The sequence below is a fragment of the Streptomyces sp. NPDC048419 genome (assembly GCF_043200415.1).
Classification (GTDB): domain Bacteria; phylum Actinomycetota; class Actinomycetes; order Streptomycetales; family Streptomycetaceae; genus Streptomyces.
In genome coordinates, this window is the sequence record NZ_JBICXT010000049.1 from 15,503 (window position 1) to 32,308 (window position 16,806).

The following is a 16,806-nucleotide window of genomic DNA, read 5'->3' on the forward strand; positions in this document are numbered from 1 at the left end:
TGAGTGTCCGTCGTTGGCGGCAGTTTTTCAGCGGCTCGCGAGCACCGAGAACACCACGCACATACTCGTTGCCCGACAGTTTGATCCCGGCGTCTTCGAGGAGCTTCTCCAGGCGCTGGGCCTCGCGGGTGCGATCGCGGATCACCTCGGTGCGATACCTCGTGAGGTCGCGCAGCTGCCTGATCGGTTCGGGCGGCACGAACGAGGGCCGCACCACCACCGTCATCTTCGCTGTGTACGCCGTGGGAGTGCTGACCGCGCTTCTCTTCTTCGGACGTATGTCCGACCATCTGGGCCGACGTCCCTACTGGGGATGTCTTTGATCCTAATGGCGGCGAGCACGGCGGTTTTCCTCGCGACCGAGAACACCTTGATGCTGTGTGTGGCCCGCCTGCTCTGGCGGTGGGCCTCGTCGTGGCTCCGGCGGCCGCCGCACTGAGTGCTCGCCCGCCGCCAGCACGAACACCGCTCCCACACTGCGGCCGCCTCACCTCCGTCACGACAGCCGCCTGCTCCCCGACGACCTGCCGCAATGGCCCTCTACTACGGGGCAAAGCCCACCGCGGCATCGGACACCACGAGGACTCGCCCCGCGGGTACCAACAGGTCGTCGACGGCGGTGGTCGCCTTGCGGCCGCTGCTCACCGCGGCCTTGCCCAGGCCGCCCGTCTGGCCGGGGGCTTCCCCACCACGCTCGCCCTCGCGCAGACCCTGGGCTGGGAAGGCCGCCACCAGCCGGGTGCTGGGCGACCTGCGGTGGGTCCAGGGCGAGCCGGTCCGCGCGACCGCCGCCTACCTTGCCGGCCGCCTCTAAGCCGAACAGCATTTCCCCTACAGCGAGCAGCTTCCTGTCCCGCAGTCCCCAGGGCTGGGCATCGGTCGCCCCGGACTGGAGGCCGGCCCTCGCGCCGCAGCCCGGCGGCGAACTGGTGCCGCCGATCCAGGCCGCAATGAATTTCTCCTTCACCCCGATCGAGATGGACCGCCCCGACCCGTTCGGCGTCACCGTCGTGCTGGTGGAAGAGGACGGCTACCGGGTGCGCCTGACCGAAGCGTTCGACCGCTGAGCCCGTGGCACGGGACTTCGACGACGACGCGCCATCGCAACGAACAGCGCCACCGCCAGACGGGTCCGCGGCTAGATAAGGGACGTGCGGATGAGCCGCCTTTGGTGACCGCGCGATCGCCCCGGGCGTCCGGGGTCAGGCTGTTCGACGGCGGATCGCGACCACGGCAGCGTCGTCGTTGAGATGGTCGTGGACGTGTGCCAGCAGGTCGTCCTCGAGCAGGCGCAGCAGTTTGTCGGGGTCGTCCATGGCCCACTGCGGGGCCCGTTCGGCGAGGGGGTAGAAAACTCCCTCGGCGTCGCGTGCCTCGATGACGCCGTCCGTGTACAGCAGCAGCAGGTCGCCGACCTCGAACGAGAACGTCTGCACGTCATAGGTGCCGAGCCCGAAGACACCGCCGAATCCGATCGGCAGATGACTCACCTCGGGCACGAGCGGGATGAGGCGATGTTCCCGCAGCAGCAGCGGCGGTGGATGGCCGCAGGTGATCAGGTGGACGACCGGATCGTGGTCGGGGATGTCGAGCAGTATGGCGGTGGCGAAGTCCTCGTCGGTGTCCTGCTCCGTCGGGGGCCGCCACTGGCTGGTGTCCCAGCGGAACGCGGCGTCAAGGTGGATGGCGAGACGGGGAAGTGTGGCCTGCCGATGAGCGGCCGCGCGGAATGCTCCGAGCAGCAGCGCGGCGTTGTTGATCGCGGCCAGGCCGCTGCCGCGTACATCACCGATCAGGAGTCGGGTGCTGTGATCGGCGGTCCGTGCGACCGCGTACAGGTCTCCGCCGAGATCGGCCTCCTCCTCGGCGGGCAGGTACAGGCCGGCGATCCGCAGCGCACCGGTACGCGCGGGCAGTGGCCGCAGGAGCACACTCTGCGCGGCTTCGGCCACCGACCGCACCAGATTCAACTGCCGCTCGCGCCGATCCCGCACCACGCACACGGCGACACATACGACAGAGACAACGACCAGAGCAGCGATCTGAGTCTGAACGTTCGCGGTCGAGAAGACCCCCCTGAGTAAGCCGATCAGCACCTGCGCGAGTACCGCAAGAGCCCCCATCAGCGCGGTCACCCATGCACCGGCGAAAGCGACCGTGATCGCGGGCGCCGCCACCAGCAGCGGCCCGAGATGAATGTCCGGCGGCGCCAGCACATCCACCACACAGACCGTGACGATCAACCCAAGTGGAATCACGACCAGCACGGGCGCATAACCCGGCCGCCACAAACCCCTGAAATCCAGCCGCGGTCGAATGGCCATGCCCCAAGCCTTCCACCCTCCCCCACAGCCGAGGTCACGCCACTCCGCGAACCGTCACCGCGCGAAACCACAGCCGACCCCCGCCCATCACACAGCAGAGCTTGTGCCGTCGCCTGCTATGCCGCCGCCCGTCCTGACCGGGGTCGTCACTGCCGTGTTGTCCGTTCCGGTCCGGCGGGCCGCCCCCTGTTGCCGCGCCCGCACCTGCTCGACGGCGGCCCCTTCAAGGGCGTCCAAGACCTCCTTGCCGAGGCGCAACCCGGCTGCATCGTGGTGGGCACGAGCCGTGGTGGAGTCCACGCTGACCAGGGACAAGTCTGTCTCCCCCTGGCGGGCGGCCTCGGTGATGAGGCCTTCGAGCAGTGCGGTGAAGACGCCGGCGTCCCTCCATACCCGGAAGTGGCCGTAGACAGGCGGCCACGGGCCGAACTCGCCGGGCATCTCCCGCCACTGGCTGCTGGTGCGGAACCGCCAGATCACCCCCCTCGAACTGCTCCCGCAGCCGCTCGTGGTACGGGCCGTACTCGCCTATCGGCAGAAACGGCTCGATCAACTTCCAATGCTCGTCGGTGAGTTGTATGCGCGTCACCATCGTCTTCCTGCCGGATCCCCCTTCCCGAAGCACCGGATCGGCAAGACATCACACAGGCCCTGGCGGCGCCGCGTCTGCAGCGGCTGAGCGCCTGCTGCCGGCTTCCAGTCGCGTGGCGGCCTTCGCGCCGTGGCGCGGGCTGGGCACGAAGTGGCCGTGTGAGTCGGAGAGGAAGTGGGCGATGCCCCGGTCGACGCCGGCCACCGACCCGGTCGCGGGCAGCTGATGCGATCACCCTACGGTCCGCCACTGACATGCAGAGAACTCCGCCACTGCCCGGCTCCAGGCCAAGGATGCGCCTCCCGGCTGAAGCCAGCGATACCCACGCAAGACCACGAATGGCCAAGGGCATCTTCGCCCTGGAGCAGTGCCGCTGAAGATCACTGGTTTTCAATCGTCAGTTCCATGCGGCGGAAACCGTCGATCCCCCGGCCACTGTTGTCGGGTCGCTCCGCGGTAACGGTGAAGCCCAGCCGTTCGTACAACTGCTGGGCTCTGGCGTTGTGCCAGGAGACGTCGAACTGGACCCGGCGCAAGCCCTGTTCGCCGGCGGTACGGATGGCGTGTCGGAGCATCATAGACCCGTGGCCCCGGGAGCGGTGCTGGGCCGCGACGCAGAGGTTCGCGAGAAATACGGCGTCCGGGCTCGGCGCAATGAACAGCCGCTGCACCTGGGCAGCCCGGCGCAGAGCGCCTGGGAAGCGGACCGGGCCCAGGGCGCGCGCGGCCGACCTGAGGGTGTGCCGGGCCATCGTCTGGTAGTAGCTGCCCGGGTATGCCGTGAGGGTGGCCACGATCTCGTCGTCGGGAGTGACGGCAAGCAGCTGGTGCGTGTACCCGTAGATGCCGTGACCACGGTGGAAGTCTCGGGTCAGAAAGGCAGGGGCACGGTGTCCGAACACGACGTCCAGGGGGCCGGGCGAGGAGTCGTGCATCAGTGGCACGACGACCGGCGCGTCCTGAGGCACGGCACGGCGGAGCGTGAGGTTGGTCATGAGCCTGCCACCTCCTGCGGGCCGAGGCCACACGCTCGCCGCGCCGCGTGGCACACATAACCGAGGGTCGGGTTGCGGATCATCTCCCGTAGCTGGGCGAGGAAGTTCTCCGCGCCCGCCCCGCAGACCACTTCGGCCGCTACGCCGGCGAACATCTCGGCCAAGGCGAGGGAATCACCGCCGAGCCGATGGAAGTCATCGTCCAGGGCTATCCGTTCTGCGTCGAGTTTCAAGAGCCTCGCCCATATCTCCGCCACCTGCTCCTCCATTTTGTCCAGCCGCGGTGTCAACACGGCATCAGTTCTCTGGCCGGACGTGCCGGTGACATCAGCGAAGGGGTAGGGCAGTGCTTGCACATCGATCTTTCCATTCACGGTCTGTGGCAGCTCGGGGACGCTGATGAGCGCGGCCGGCACCATGTACGCGGGCAAACGGACGGCCAGGTGCTCATGAAGTTCACGGACGTCCGGCGGCGTCCCGGCCGCGGTGCCGGTGGCGTGGACGACGTAACCGCACAGCACGCCCCCGCCACTACCAACCCGCACTGTTACCAGGGCGCGCGCGACTCGGGGATGCTCCTCCAACACCGCCTCGATCTCACCAGGTTCAACACGGTGCCCGCGGAGTGTGACCTGGTCGTCGGTGCGGCCGAGACACTCCAATGCCCCGCTCGGCAGGATCCGGGCGAGGTCTCCGGTCCGATAGGCCAAGGCGCCGTCAACGAGGGTGACGAACCGCTCCCGGTCCAGGTCGGGACGGCCCAGGTAGCCCCGGGCGAGCTGGGCACCAGTGAGGTAGAGCTCACCGACCAGGCCGGCCGGGACGTGCTGCCGGTCGGGGCCGAGAAGATACACCTTGGTATTGGCGACCGGTGTACCGATTGGCACCGCTGTGCTGGCAGCGTCCCTGTCAGGGTCGTAGGTGTGCACCACGCAGCCGATGGTGGCCTCGGTGGGACCGTATTCGTTGACAATGCGGCACTGAGGCCCAAAGGCCCGCTGCGCCTGGTCCGCAACAGGCCCCTTGAGCCGCTCGCCGCCGACCACCAGAATCCGGAAGCCTTCTGGTGCCAGGCCCAGACGGCCGATCAGATCCAGGTGGGCAGGGGTCAGCTTGAGCGCGTTCGCGCCGGACCGCTCCAGCATGTCCCGCAGTGTCACCGGGGTCAGCTCACCGGAGATCAACGCCACGCTGCCGCCGGCGAGGAGCGGCAGGAAGATCGAGGTCCCGGTGAGGTCGAAGGCCAGCGACGTGAACAGCGCGAACCGTGTGCTCGCATCGACGGAGTACAACTCACTTGCCCAGGTGACGTAGTTGACCAGGTTGTGGTGCTCGATCTGCACGCCCTTGGGACGCCCGGTCGAGCCGGAGGTGTAGATGACGTAGACCAGATCCCGCGGTCCGGCCGTCCCCGGCGGAGCCGGCGGAGCGCCCGAGGTCGGCAGATCGTCCAGGACGATCACGTCGGGGCCGTTGATCCGTTCTGCGTACGGACGCTGGACGAGGCAGACTGACGCCTGCGCGTCATCGAGCACCCAGCCGATGCGGTCGTCCGGATGCCGCGGGTCCAGTGGCAGATAGGCGGCACCGGCCTTGAGTGTCCCCCACAGCCCGGCCACGGCTTCCACGGACCGGTCGGTTAGCAGCCCGACAACGGCTCCGCGGCCCAAACCCCGGGCCGCCAGTTCTGCGGCGACCGCGTCGGCCCGCTGGTCCAGTTGGGCATAGGTCACCTCGCCCGTCGGGCTGGTGAGCGCTACCGCGTCCGGTGACTCCTTGACCCGTTCGCGCAGCAGCTGAGTCACCGTTTCGGGCCCCCGATACAGGCTGTAGGTCTGGTTGCCCGGCCAGGAACGGGCGGCGGTGGGCGAGAGCGCGCCGGTGATCCGGTCTAGCAGTTCCTCCGCCCGAGCGGTAATGGCCTCGCCCGCAGGGCAGGAGAGGATGAGCTCCGTACGGCCCGGAGACTCTACGGAAACCACAGAGATCGGGACCAGCGGGGCGTGGACCGGGGGTGAGTATATGGTGAGTGCCTCGAACTCCCCGGCAGAGAAGACCGCGAGGTCGAGCCGACCCAGGTGGGATACCACCGCCGAGGCAAGGTACCGATTCCGCCTCCTGGCCAGTGCTGATGCCGCCTGGAGCCCACGGGTCAGGGCCGGCACGGGCACAGCAGAGGCCAGTAGTTCGGCCTGTCCGCGAGTGACCTCGGTGCGCTCTGCCAGCGCCTTCAGCAGCCGCTCGTGCCACTCTTCCCAGGTGTCGCCCGCGTGGCCGTCGAGGAAGACCGGAAGAGTCAGATTGGCGGTAGAGCGGAGGTCTGGGTCATGCGGACGCAGATCGACCGGGACCATGAAGCGGTACGCGGTTTCACCGGTGCTGGCAGCAAGGACTGAGGCCACCTTGGCCACCAGGCCGGGTTGGTTGCCATCCACGGCCCGGCGCCGGAACTGGAAGTGGCCGAGGCAAGGTCTCGAACCACGAATGTCCAAGGCGGGTGGCCAGGCCACACCGGTGCGCGGTCGGCGGCCAGTGTCCCCTAGCCGACCGGCTAGGGCAAAGTCGGTGACCGCTTCCGTCGCGGGTGGTGTCGATGGCTCGCCGCGCAGCGCCTTGAACACCTCGGCCGCCCAAGCCACCACGCCCTTGCCGTCCATGACCCCGTGAAACGCTCGGAACACCAGCGTGCTGGGTTCATTTCCCTCGCCTTCGAGCAGCAGTACCTCGCAACTGGGCCCGGCCTTCGGGGCAAGTTGCCGGCGCAGTGCCTGATTCAGCGCGGGGCCTTCAAAGCGCGCCAGCTGGCCGGCAGGCACCGCGACCCGGGATACCCGCGGCGTCAGACCGCTGTCCACCCAGATCCGACCGCGCCGCACCAGCCGTGCCCCCGGGCACGCGGCCGAGGCCGCTGCCACCGCCCTGGCCAGCGTCCCGAGACCGATTCGGCCATGCCCGGCGCGGCCCTCGACGAAGAGCTGGATGGTAAACGGCGGCGCCAGTCGGGCCCCTGCCAGATAAAGCCACTCGGTCGGGGAAATGGGCCGCTGGAAGACCGAACCGCGAGGAGGTCTGTCATGCACTGCGCTCACACTGATTACCGTCCCTTTTCCAGCCACGCATCGATACCGCCGATCTCGTTCACCCATTGCTCCAGCAGTTCCACCCCCGTGCGCTGGTCGATCACGGGCCGGTAGCCGAAGTCCCGCTCCGCCGCCTTGGTGCTGTAGGTGGTCGACCGGGTGAGGAGGGCCACCGAGTAGCGGGACAGGGGCGGCGGATATCGGTGGGCCAGGTACGGCACGCGCCACACAGTCTCGACCGCACTGACTATCGCGTCCCGCGCCCAGCCCGGGACGGCCTGAGACGGTGGTGCCCCGCCGAAACGCTCCGCCATCTCGGCCGTGAACGCCCATACGTCGGTCCACTCCCGATCGGCCACAAAGTACGCCTTCCCGCCCACCTGGTCGGAGCGGGCAGCAAGCAGACAGGCCCGGGCGGCATTGGTGCAGTGGCACAGCGAAGTGAGGACACGCCGGCCTCCGGAGAGGTCCGGCATCCGCTCGGTCCGCAACTTTGCCAGCAGCTTGGGCATGAACCCGTGCCAGTCGCGCGGCCCCCACACTCCGCGTGGCCGGATCGCACAAGTGGTGAAGTCTGGCCCGTTCGCGGTAAGCACGATCCGCTCGGCAGCGGCCTTGGTCTCCGAGTAGAGATTGAGATAGCGGGCGGGGTACGGCTGGCTCTCGTCAATGTCCAGCTGGTCCTCGCCGGTCATCACCGCGCTGGGGCTGCTGACAAAGACGAACCGGCCCACCCCCGCGTCCCGTGCAGCGCCCAGCAGCCGCTGAGTGGCCGTCACATTGGTGCGCTCGAACTGCTTCCGGCTGCCGTAGTCGAGCACCCGAGCCGCGCTGTGGTAGACCGTATCGACACCCTGCACTGCCTCGCGCAGCGGACCGGAATCGGGTTGGTCGAGGTCTCCGTGCACGATCTCGATACCCGGTACCGTCCGGAGACGGCCGACGTCGCTTGAACGCCGTACCAGTACCCGAACTGCATCGCCGGAGTGGACACACTCATCGACGATGTGGCTGCCGAGGAACCCAGACGCCCCGGTAACCAGTGCTTTCATGACGAGGCTGCCTTTCTCTTACGCAGGGCCCTCCGCCACCACGTCGCCCCGAAGAGCATGGTGAGAGCAGCGGTGGCCCGTGGAGTGCGTCCAGTGGCCAGCTCCTGCTCCGCGCGCAGGGCGGCCGGTATCTGCGCCGCGTGGACGACGAAACTCAGGAAGGCGTCGGCCCACCACAGTGCGGCGAACACCGGGTGGTCAAGGGCGAGTAGGGGCCAGGTCACCAGATAGGCCCAGCCAGCCAGCGGGACGGCGCGCAGCGCCAGGTCCACGGTGGTCATGCGCTGGTTTCCGGTGAGCTGCTGCTCGGCCCACCCCGCCAGTAGTTCCCTGCGGATCTTGGCGTTGTGACGGATGTCCACGGGGAATGCCGGGTGGGGCATGAAGTCCACGATCAGTTTAGTCACGGGGCAGCCCGCGCCCAGGTCGCGTAACTCGTCCTCGATCCGCGGCCATTGGCCGCGGTCGGTGCCCGGCTGAAGCTCCACGCACAGCACCGGGCGCTGGGCGCCGTGCGGTCCGACTCCTACCAGGGCGGTGCGCCGCACCCGCGGATGAGCGTTGAAGACGCTCTCACAGCGCACCGTGTGGAGATCTCCGTCGGCCGTGCACACCCGTTGGCTCTTACGGCCGCAGAACCACAGGCGCCCCGTCCTGTCGATCCAACCGACGTCGCCGGTACGGTGCCAGCGTCCACTGCTGTCATCAATCTTATGTTCAGCGTCGGCCTGCGGTGCCCGGAAATACCCGGGGCTAACCGAAGGGCCGCGCACGATGATCTCGCCAGGCTCGCCGGGGGCGACCTCCAGCCCGGATGTCCACACGGCCACGGGTTCATCGCCTATCGCGATGGTGCGGACAGTAACGCCCGGCGCGGGGCGGCCCAAGCAGACACCAAGACCCGCACTCGGCCCGACGGCGGCCGGGCCCAATGCCTCCCGGCTCTCCAGCAACGCGACCGGCAGAGCTTCGGTCGCCCCATAGGTGCTGTACACCCGTGCCTCGTCAGGCAGCACGGCACGCAGTTCATGCATCAGGGCGGCACTGACGGGGGCGCCACCGGAGACGAGTAGCCGCAACGAAGGCACGTGTGTCCCGGCCGCGGCCAGATGGGCCACGAGCGGACGCATGAGAGCCGGGGACGCGAACATCATGTTCACCGAGAAGCGGCGGATCGCGTCAGTGAGCGTGGCCGAGTCGGCGGCACCGACCCTGGCCATGTCCATCCGCGGAATCACCACGGTGCGCCCGGCCACCAGATCGAACACCCCCATCAGCGGCATAGTGACCAGGGTGGTCTCCATGCCGTTAGTGGAGTGCCCCTCCTCGACGCTGTCCGCCATGCCGCGCAGCATGCCCATGGTGAACTCGACCGGCTTCGCCGGCCCGGTACTGCCTGTGGTGTAGCCGATGAGGGCCAGATCGTCCGGGTCGACCCGCGCGGCCGGCTGCTCCCGGCCGGCACCGAGAGCCATCAGCTTCCGCAGCCCGGTGCCATCCTTCCTGCCCACCGAAACCAGGCTGGTCACACCCGCGAACGCGTGCGGGCGCAGCCGACGCAGCACATGTGCCGATGGGATACCGATGAAGGCCTCCACACCCACCCGGCGGATGCAGCCGAGCATACAACTCAGACCCATCCCAGGATCGACCACCACCGGCACGGCACCGAGGTGCATCATCGCGAAGAAAAGCGTCAACAGGTCTCCGCCGGGCGGCACCAGCACGGCGGTTGTGGTGCCGCGCCGAATGCCGTGCGCTTCGAGACCGGCAGCGCAGGCCGAAACCCGGGTGGCAAAGTCTCCGTAGGAGACGGTGACATACGCGGCTCGGCCGCCCAGTTCGCTCCGGTCAGCGTCAGGGTGTACAACGGCTGCCTTCTTGGGGGTGTGGGACGCGTTCCGGGCAAGGAGCTCGGCCAGGGAGGCCTGCCGAGGGCCAGCCGGTGAAGATGCGGCTGTCATCAGCCACCCGTGCCTTCGCCGGCAAGCCGATACAACGAGGCCGCCGCGGTCAGTCCTGCGCCGACAGACACAAACAGGATCCCCTTGTGCCCCCTGTGTCGTTGCAGGCTCTGGGCCTGCCGGTAACCGTAGGCGAGCGCAGAGGTGTGCGGGTCGCCGTGGAGGCCTTCAACGCTGACGGCGGCATCGGCCGCGAGACCCAGACCTTTGGCGAGCCGTGCGGCAAAATCGGGCGACGGCTGCGAGGTGACCAGCAAGGTGTGTTCGAGAGCAATCACCTGCCCGCGTCCGGTCTTGGCGCGCTCCGCTGCCAGTGTCGTGTGCACCACGTCGGCGGCGACGTCGAGCATCCGGTCCAGTGCGTCCCTGGAGCGGTCCACGACAATGCTGTTCCGCCCCTCGGAGCCGACATCGCGCAGCGGCACGTAGCCGTTGATCCCGTGTCCGCCGGGCAGGGAACGATGGTGCACACGGCCGAAACCGCGGTCACCGTCGGTGCGTTCCAGCAGCAATGCTGCGCCGGTACTCGTGTACGGGAACGCGAACGTTCCGGCGAGGGCGGGGTCCATGGACGGGTGGGTGTCCGCGGAAACGACCATGACTCGCTGGGCGCTGCCGGTGGAGAGAAGGGAGTCTGCAGCCTGTACAGCGTTGAGGACGCCGCAGGCGCCATTCATGAGATCGAAGGAGAACGCCCCACGCCTGTCAGAAGAGCGCAGGTAGTCGAGGTTGATACCGATGCGCTTCTGGATCAGAGCGGCGAGAGACGGCTCGACGATGTTGGAATCGCGGTACACGCCGGTGTTGATGAGGACGTCGACGTCCGCGGCCGTGAGACCGGCCTGCTGCAGGCAGGCACGGCCCGCCTCAGCCGCATGAGTGATCGAGCTGCCGGAGCCCTGGGCCGGGCTCACCGCGGCCGCGGTGATGACGGTGGCCATCGATTAGACCTCCAGGGACGAGACGGTCGCGGACAGGAAACCGGCCACCACACCCGAGGCCGCAGGCACCATCAAAACCTTCGCCCCCTCGTGTATTCGGCCTTCTGCGAGCGCCTGATGCAGCACCAGGAAATGCGAGGTGCTCGCCGTGTTCGCGAGCTTGTCCAGGACGGAGAGCGTCGGCGGCATCGGCGTGCCGAACGTCCTTCTCCCCAAGAGATTGACGAAGTCCACGAACCGGCTTCCCACCTGGTGGTGGACGATGAAGTCGTATCCCTCGTCGGCGAATCGGCTACCCCGCTCGGCGAGTTTGTCACCGTGGAACGTCGGCCACAGCGACAGCCGTTCCACGGCGTGCATCTCCTTGTTGTCGGTGTACATGGCTATGCCACCGGACTCGTCGCTCGGCTTCCCAATACACAGGTGCGAGTACTCCGCACTGGTTACCAGCTCGACGTCGTGAATCACGTCGCGCTCGTCGGTAGCGCCGTCCATCACAATGGCGACGGCCGAGTCGCCCACAGACATGGAAGCGAACTGCGGGTCCCGGCTGTCCTTCATCTCTCGCGCGGCGGTAAAGGCGATGGGCGTGATGTGCTCGCCGCTCACCACCAGACCGTTGCGCACGGTCCCGGACCGGATCATGCGATCCAACAGATAGACACCGGTCATCATGCCCGCACACGCGTTGGACACATCGAAGTGCACGGCCCGGGCGGCCCCGATTTCCTCGGCTATGCGGTGGGCGAACGACGGCTCGAACTGCAGGCGCCCACCGTCAGCCAAGCGGCTGATGGAGCATGAGATCACGACATCGACGTCCACAGGAGCGTACTGCGAGCGCCTCAGGCACTCACGGGCTGCTGCCACCGCCATGGTCAGGCTGTTCTCGGGTTGCTCGGCGGTGTCGTCGGCGACCCGCCGCTCGTTCATCCCAGTGACCTTGACGAGGTCGAACTCCGCTGCCTTTTTCACGTAGCCGAGGAGTTCAGGAGTGCTCATCACCTCTGCAGGCAAATAGGCCCCGATGGCTTCTAGCCGACTATTTTTCATGAGAAACACCATTTTTCGAAAACGCATCTACCAAACGGGCGGGCGGACAGGAAAGTGAAAATCGCTGGCCGTCCGATATCGGTGCAGGTCATCGGAGCGGGCTCCTCTAGCTGTCGTTCGTCGTCTCCGGGTATCCGCCCTCGCAGAAGGCCGGGTTCTCGGCAAGGACTGTGCCCGCACCGACAGCCCCGAAGGTGGAGCTAGCTGTCGCGACAGTGAGCAACCGGGTCTTGTGGTGATTCATGGACGTCTTTTCCTCTCGACCTTGAAATGGATGCGGCTGCCCCACCCCGCGCCCAAACATCCGGTCCGGCAACTGCGGATCCAAGGGAAGAACTCGCAGAGTGGGCGCGCAGCCGGAAGCCGCTCGCGGCCGGAGAGCCGCTAAGCGGTGCGGAGACCGGCTGGCGTGACGTCATGATCGATGACGGAGGACCATGCCCAGGCGCGGCGCGACGGGGCGTACTGGTGAGGGCGCCGCCGCCGGCACGAAGGGAGCCCTTATGGGGGGGGGACAGACGGATGCTTCGCTCGGGAGCATCTGTTGCCGTGGGACCTTACAGAAACGAACGGAATCGCACAACAGTCCCCAGCACAACGGCCGGAATCCGCAAGGGAGTTCGCTCGAACCGCCGGTAATACTCAATACTGCGCGACCCTCCCCGGCAGGACACCCGCGAACCGAACACATACGAGCAAAAACCGACAGACTGACACTGCACTTTTCGGCCCCCAAACGGTGTACACACTTCGGCGCCGTCGGCGGGCCCAGACAGACTCACGGGTCGGCGCTGGCATACGCGCTGAACGAGGGCCTGCGCACGCTGTACACCTTCGCCCCCGGCATCGAACAAGCAGGTCCACAGCAGCAGCACGCGACGAGCCGCCCGCCGGACGAAACCCCTTCGTAAGCCTCGATCCGGCCAGGGCAGGGCGGGTGCCCTGCCTCCAGGCATACGCTGTCGAGGTGACGGGGCGGCTTGCGGCCCGCGCGTGATCGCGGCGGTGGAGCGTATGCAGGCACGTCAGACCCGACAGGCCCGACAGACTGCGATGAGGCAAAGAGCCGAGGACATGTGTGCGGCGGCCCGGGCAGCCGCGGTCCGCGCATCGAGCATGTACATCACCGCGGGACCGTCCTATCTGGCTGCGCAGCAGATGAGCCGCGATATTGGGCACACCCTCGACACCGTCCGCGCCAAGGCGCAGCGGGGCCGGGGCGGGTCCTAGCGGCCCCGGTTCGGACTGAAGGGCACGGGCCGACGGCTTGCCACCGGGCTTGGCTTGTAACAAACCGGCCGCTCGGCATGTGCACCGGGTTCGACGGGCCGATCCTGGAACTGGAGCAAGGGCGCCGATCTGTGCTGCGCCGGTGACGGCTCCGCATGCACGGCACGCGTGCGGGGCACCGAAGTAGTGGAACGTCGTGGATCCCTAGACCCTGGAGCCCACCGTGCGTCACCATGCCGAACAAAACGCGGGGATGGAGCAGGTCGTCCAGGCCCAGGACACCCAGATCCATGATCTGGAGTCCAAGGTGGGCCAGCTGGAAACCGCCGTGGAATCGCACGACCGTCATCGACCAGGCGAAGGGCGTGCTGATCGCCGTCGGACGCATCTCCTGGGAGCAGCCGGACGCGCCAGGCCGGAGCCCCGTCAGCCGCCGATGTCACTCCGATGTCGCTCTGGCGGCTCATGCGGATCGAGACGATGTGAGCTCGGGTGAACACGCCGCCCAGGGCGTAGCGTCGGAAACTCCTGTCCGTGTACCCGAGTAGAGCGGGGACGTCGCAGGCAAGGGCCCGTCGTACTGCAGAACGCGTGGCGATCAACGACCCGCCCTCCGCGGAGAACCCGGTCACCACCATGGCCGGCCGGGCCCAGGACGCGCTGGGCCGGTCGGGACGGGCCTGACCGGCCGAAGCTGCTGGACCCCACGCGCCGTTCCCGGTTCACGATCAAGGTGCCGGGCACGCTCGGTTGCGTGATCCTGTAGGGATGAGGGGAGTCTCAGTCCGCCGGATCGGGGCCGCCTACACGGCCTCGGGCCGCCGGGCGGTGCACGTGACCCTGGTCGCCGCGACGGGCTTCTTCCTGTTCCGCTACGGCCTCGGCCGCCCCGTCGCCGCCACCTACGCCCTGTTCGCCACCGTGGCACTGGGCGGCCTCTCCAAGATCCCCGGCACCGGCCGCCAGCGCGCTGCGCTCTCGCTGCGCCTGCTGCCGGTGTGCTGGGTCCTGGTGGTCGTCGGCACCTACCTGTCCGTCCGGGCCTGGACCGCGGTCCTCGGCATGCTCGTGGTCGGCTTCGCACTGGCCTTTTCCGCTGTGGGCGGCCCCCGGCTCGCGGGCGCGGCACCGGGCCTGCAGCTCCTCTACATCCTGCCGTCCTTCCCACCGTACGATCCCGGATCGCTCGGTGACCGGCTGATCGGGACGACTACCGGACTGGCCCTGTTCATCGCGGCCGAGGCGCTTATCCTTCCGGAACCGGCTCCGCCGCCCTACCGGGATCACGCCATCGGGGTGGCCAGGATCGCCGCCCACTGCGCGACGCTGCTCGCCTGGCCCCCGTACGCCCTGAGCGACGCGGACGTCCGGGTCGCCCGGCAGGCCGGGCGGGCGCTGCGCCCTGTGAGCGTGCCGGAGGCGGAGCGTCCGGCGGGGCCGGGGGTGCGCGATCGCGCACTCGCCCACGCCGGGCTGGCCATCCGGGCCCTGCTCAGCCGGCTGGCACAACTGCCCGCCGAACCCGGCGTGCCCCCGGAGCGCGAGGTCGGCGCCGTACTGCACGCGGCCGCGCGTCTCGCCACAGCGACCGCGGCCTGTCTGAGTCATGGGCCGTCGCCGGTGGCGGAGTACAAGGCACTGGTCGCGGCACGCGCGCGCCTGTCCGCTCTCTCCGGCGGCGCCGAGCCCACCCCAGCGACGGCTCGCGCCGTCGCGCGCACCGACGGGAGGGGGAACGCTTCCGTACCGCGATTCACCCCCGCCGCCCTGCGTAGGCACGCGGCGACCCTGGAGATCGCCGACGCGGCGCTTGCCATGGGCACGGCGGCGGATCTGGCCGTACGGGGGCGGCACGCCTCGGTGGAGGTCTCGCCGGGGCGCTTCTGGTATGCGGAGATCCGGGCGCCGGGCCTGTGGTGGCACCGGGTCCGCGGAAACGCTGGCCGCCGGTCGGTGTTCTTCCAGAACGCGGTGCGGATCGCCCTCGCACTGACGGCGGCCAGATTCGTGGCCGGTGTGGACACCCTGCCCCACGGGTTCTGGGCGATGCTGGCGACCCTTACGCTCACCCGGACCACCATGGACGAGACGTGGAGCACTATCCGCCTGGCGCTCGCGGGCACCCTCGCCGGGGCCCTGCTGACCGCCGGGCTCCTCGATCTGGTGGGCCCCGACACAGCGGTGTACGCCGCCGTACTGCCGGTGTGGATGCTGTTCGCCTTCACGGTGGGGCCGGTCAAAGGAGTCGGCTGGGCTCAGGGACTCTTCACCGTCCTCGTGGCTCTGGTCTTTGCACAGTTGGCGCCGCCGACCTGGCGCCTGGCCGAGGTCCGGCTGCTGGACGTCCTGGTCGGCAGCGCGATCGGCGCGGTCTTCGGCCTGCTCGCCTGGCCGCGCGGGGCCCACGACGAGATGCGCAACGCGGCAGCGGAACTCCTGCGAAGGGCCGCGGAGATCGTGGTGGCGACGACAGCCTCGGTGACGGAGGGCGCGGCGGCGGCCACCGTGTCCGGTGCGCCGGGGCACCGGTCGCTCGAGCACACGGTCATCCTTGCGGAGTCCGCCTACGCCCAGTTCCAGAGCGAACCGACACCCTTCGGCGGCCGGCGGCGGGTCGATCTGTCCGCGGTGGACTGGCAGGCGGCGCTGATGGCCGGTCACCACACCCTGTGGGGATCCCAGCGTCTGTTGGCATCACCCCTGACCTTGTTGCTCCCGGACGCGGCGGACCCGGTCAGCCGGCTGGGGGATCGGGTCTGCGGACGCATGCTGCTGGTGTCGGCGGCACTGGACCCCGGCGGCGACACCCCGGCCGCCCTGATACCGCTGATCGACCCGGCCATCGAGTGCTCGACGGCCGGGCCGCCCGGCGCACCACGGCTGTACTACGCGACCGTGTCGTGGCTGGACGGGCTGATCACCGATCTGGCGCGGATCACCCGCGGCGGGCAGGAGCAGGATGGCACGGCCACGGCCGCCGGGCACTGAGCGGGCAGGCGTCGACTCGCGGCCCCGTGTCCCGTGCCCCATGTGGAATGGTTGAGGTCGGTAGGGTCTTCATGACGGATGATGACAGAATACCTCCCCTCCAGGTGCACCCAGCATTCACTTCACCGCATCAAGGCGGGGAAACTGCTTCAAATTCGGATCCGGATCCATTCTGGGTAAACCAAATAACATCTCTCCGAACCCGACAATGCGAGCTCTCGTGACTCACATGGAATTCCGTCCGCATCAGACTGAGGAGTCGATAACGTCGTTCGCATTCTCGGCACTCCGCCTGGTGGTCACATGCCGCCACCATTCGCCTCGGAATGTGCGGCCGTGGTGACTATACCTTTCCGCATGAATCGTGCACTCATTAAAGGCCGCTGCGTCTCTGCCACCTGCAGCACGCTGAAGGTGCACCGTGGCGGCGGTTGCCAACTTGTCCCTCAATGATATCTACTTTTTCTTCAAAGATGATCGTTCGACCATTACCTAGTGTCCTGCGCCAGAGATCCGTCGGCAGAGGCGGGCGAGGGAGTCGAGGATCTCTTCGGCTGTCTTGGTCCAGATGAACGGCGTGGGGTCGT

10 protein-coding genes and 2 pseudogenes are annotated in these 16,806 nt (G+C 68.2%); 2 read left to right on the top strand and 10 right to left on the bottom strand.

Features of this window, described 5'->3' with window-relative positions:
* Positions 1 to 73: 73 nt before the first annotated feature.
* A pseudogene (locus tag ACGFYN_RS44970) lies at positions 74 to 217 on the bottom strand (transposase); the annotation flags it as partial.
* Positions 218 to 543: 326 nt separating this feature from the next.
* Complete coding sequence (locus tag ACGFYN_RS44975; protein WP_393871787.1) at positions 544 to 732, bottom strand: hypothetical protein; 189 nt, start codon at positions 730 to 732, stop codon at positions 544 to 546.
* A 197-nt stretch (positions 733 to 929) separates the two neighbouring features.
* Between ACGFYN_RS44975 and ACGFYN_RS44980 the strand changes: the two genes are divergently transcribed.
* The gene (locus ACGFYN_RS44980; protein ID WP_393871788.1) at positions 930 to 1,067 is read left to right on the top strand and encodes a hypothetical protein; all 138 of its coding nucleotides are present in this window, start codon (positions 930 to 932) and stop codon (positions 1,065 to 1,067) included.
* A 135-nt stretch (positions 1,068 to 1,202) separates the two neighbouring features.
* Here the strand turns inward: ACGFYN_RS44980 and ACGFYN_RS44985 are convergent, their stop codons facing one another.
* The 8 genes and pseudogenes from ACGFYN_RS44985 to ACGFYN_RS45020 all read right to left on the bottom strand — a co-directional run bounded on the left by ACGFYN_RS44985 (position 1,203) and on the right by ACGFYN_RS45020 (position 12,001).
* On the bottom strand, positions 1,203 to 2,324 hold the full coding sequence (locus ACGFYN_RS44985) for a PP2C family protein-serine/threonine phosphatase (RefSeq protein WP_393871789.1): 1,122 nt from the start codon (positions 2,322 to 2,324) through the stop codon (positions 1,203 to 1,205).
* A 97-nt stretch (positions 2,325 to 2,421) separates the two neighbouring features.
* A pseudogene (locus ACGFYN_RS44990) lies at positions 2,422 to 2,913 on the bottom strand (transposase); the annotation flags it as partial.
* Between the two features lie 383 nt (positions 2,914 to 3,296).
* Positions 3,297 to 3,911 (bottom strand): GNAT family N-acetyltransferase, encoded by a 615-nt coding sequence (locus ACGFYN_RS44995; RefSeq protein ID WP_393871790.1) that lies wholly within the window; start codon positions 3,909 to 3,911, stop codon positions 3,297 to 3,299.
* Positions 3,908 to 7,000, bottom strand: a complete 3,093-nt coding sequence (locus ACGFYN_RS45000; protein WP_393871791.1) for an amino acid adenylation domain-containing protein — start codon at positions 6,998 to 7,000, stop codon at positions 3,908 to 3,910. The genes ACGFYN_RS44995 and ACGFYN_RS45000 overlap by 4 nt, the downstream gene beginning before the upstream one ends.
* A 5-nt stretch (positions 7,001 to 7,005) precedes the next feature.
* Complete coding sequence (locus ACGFYN_RS45005; RefSeq protein WP_393871792.1) at positions 7,006 to 8,043, bottom strand: NAD-dependent epimerase/dehydratase family protein; 1,038 nt, start codon at positions 8,041 to 8,043, stop codon at positions 7,006 to 7,008.
* A complete protein-coding gene (locus ACGFYN_RS45010; RefSeq protein WP_393871793.1) occupies positions 8,040 to 10,007 on the bottom strand; it encodes a fatty acid CoA ligase family protein in 1,968 nt (655 codons plus the stop codon). Before ACGFYN_RS45010 ends, ACGFYN_RS45005 begins: the two co-directional genes overlap by 4 nt.
* Positions 10,007 to 10,948 (bottom strand): hypothetical protein, encoded by a 942-nt coding sequence (locus tag ACGFYN_RS45015; protein WP_393871794.1) that lies wholly within the window; start codon positions 10,946 to 10,948, stop codon positions 10,007 to 10,009. Before ACGFYN_RS45015 ends, ACGFYN_RS45010 begins: the two co-directional genes overlap by 1 nt.
* 3 nt (positions 10,949 to 10,951) lie before the next feature.
* A complete protein-coding gene (locus ACGFYN_RS45020; protein WP_393871795.1) occupies positions 10,952 to 12,001 on the bottom strand; it encodes a 3-oxoacyl-ACP synthase III family protein in 1,050 nt (349 codons plus the stop codon).
* 1,998 nt (positions 12,002 to 13,999) lie between these two features.
* Here ACGFYN_RS45020 and ACGFYN_RS45025 point away from each other — a divergent pair.
* Positions 14,000 to 16,219, top strand: a complete 2,220-nt coding sequence (locus tag ACGFYN_RS45025; RefSeq protein WP_393871796.1) for an FUSC family protein — start codon at positions 14,000 to 14,002, stop codon at positions 16,217 to 16,219.
* The last annotated feature ends 587 nt before the right edge of the window (positions 16,220 to 16,806 follow it).